General features: G+C 34.2%; 3 protein-coding genes. All 3 read right to left on the reverse strand.

Annotation, left to right across the window (positions count from 1 at the left end):
- Positions 1-239 precede the first annotated feature (239 nt).
- The 3 genes from T501_RS19410 to T501_RS23075 are packed head-to-tail and all read right to left on the reverse strand — an operon-like array spanning position 240 to position 1,339.
- On the reverse strand, positions 240-716 hold the full coding sequence (locus T501_RS19410; RefSeq protein WP_044917178.1) for a hypothetical protein: 477 nt from the start codon (positions 714-716) through the stop codon (positions 240-242).
- Positions 716-1,039 carry a hypothetical protein gene (locus T501_RS19415; RefSeq protein WP_044917180.1) on the reverse strand — a complete coding sequence of 108 codons (324 nt, stop codon included), beginning with the start codon at positions 1,037-1,039 and terminating at the stop codon, positions 716-718. Before T501_RS19415 ends, T501_RS19410 begins: the two co-directional genes overlap by 1 nt.
- Positions 1,040-1,084: 45 nt before the next feature.
- Complete coding sequence (locus tag T501_RS23075) at positions 1,085-1,339, reverse strand: type II toxin-antitoxin system HicB family antitoxin (RefSeq protein ID WP_156094536.1); 255 nt, start codon at positions 1,337-1,339, stop codon at positions 1,085-1,087.
- Positions 1,340-1,533: the final 194 nt, after the last annotated feature.

Consider the following 1,533-nt stretch of genomic DNA (forward strand, 5'->3'; position numbering starts at 1 on the left):
ATCGTTTTTAACCACATTTCTTTTAAGGATTAACAACAGCCGCTTGTAAAGAGTAGTATATCACATCTGCTATGTAAAAAAACTAAACCTGTGGTTCAATATCGATTAGAAACGTATACTGATCTCACAGCTCCCATAAAACAACTGACAAATCTAAGAATCGCCAAACAAGCAACGCGTTTCTGCTGAAGAAGATAATAAATCCATTCCCTTTCCTGCATTTTTCGTGTATTGAAGCTTTAATCTTCTTCTCCAAAATGTTCTTCATACCATTTTTCCTGAGCCATACCAGCAAGAACCATTTCATTGAATTCTTTATTTCTGGGGAATCCAAGATAGTAATAAATATCAAATCCATGTCTTTTATAATACTTATCAGCAGGATTTGAAAAATCGCATACGGAATTATCATCTTCATCTATTGTTTCTGCACTTTGACTTTTTGGATTCCGCAAATTATCTCTTAGTTTTTTTCGCCATTCTTCCTCCGCTTTTTTAACTTCATCATCTATTGGCACTAGTTTTGAGTATTCGGATGCAAGACGATTGGGAAGTCCAATACTGAGGAATCCTCTTTTTATCTTTCCATAGTTCCCCTGTTCCTGACTGGCTTTGTTATGCCGTTTTGATATATATCTATAATGCACATCAGCCATACATTCCAGTACTCTTATTGTTATAGCACCATGACTATTATCGTAAAGAAGTTTAGGCACTATTTTTTCAAATACATGTAGGATGCATACATTTCCTCCGATGTACTGGCTGGATTTATTCTTATGCAAGTAAAGACTGCCATAAGAATACTTCCTACAACAATTGCACCTTCTTCAGTCTTAATGTTTTCGAAGCATCTTTTTAATGCTTCGACATCACTATTAAACATGCCATAATTAAGAACCATCCCATCACACATAGACATGAGGTAAGGAGTTGTCTTATCATATATTTCCTTTTCTGTTATTTTCCCATCACAAATACAGAGTGTGAGATCGTTAAATGTATCTAAATACTTATCATATGCTACATCTTTTTCCATATATGGTCCTTTCTTTAAAACATGATTTTTAACATGTGATAATTATTAATCCTCATAACCATCAAGATATTTTTGAACATATTCTCTGCTATATCTTAATGCCTCCTCAGGCGTATCTCCTCTGCTATTACAACTCGGTGCTTCTTCCACCTCACAGAGCCAAACCCCATCCTCCATATACAATCTCCGATTGAATCTGTCGCGTGATAATCTCCTATTCGCATACTCTTTTTTCTGCTGTTCTTTCTCATCCTCTTTAGCTTCTTCTTTGCAAATAGCAATACCGACAATAACCCCCAAAATAATAGAAATAATCAACAGTTCCCAAAATATGTTAATGATATTTAAAAAAACTAAACCTGTGGTCTAAAAATCATTTTTTTAAGTATCATCAAGATATTTTGAAAACCTCCTACACATTCACATCATTACATACCAATATGTCATTTATTGTCACGTCAAGCATATCTGCAAGAAGAACCATATTATCCATT

The organism is Butyrivibrio sp. WCE2006, assembly GCF_000701985.1.
Taxonomy (GTDB): Bacteria; Bacillota; Clostridia; order Lachnospirales; family Lachnospiraceae; genus Butyrivibrio.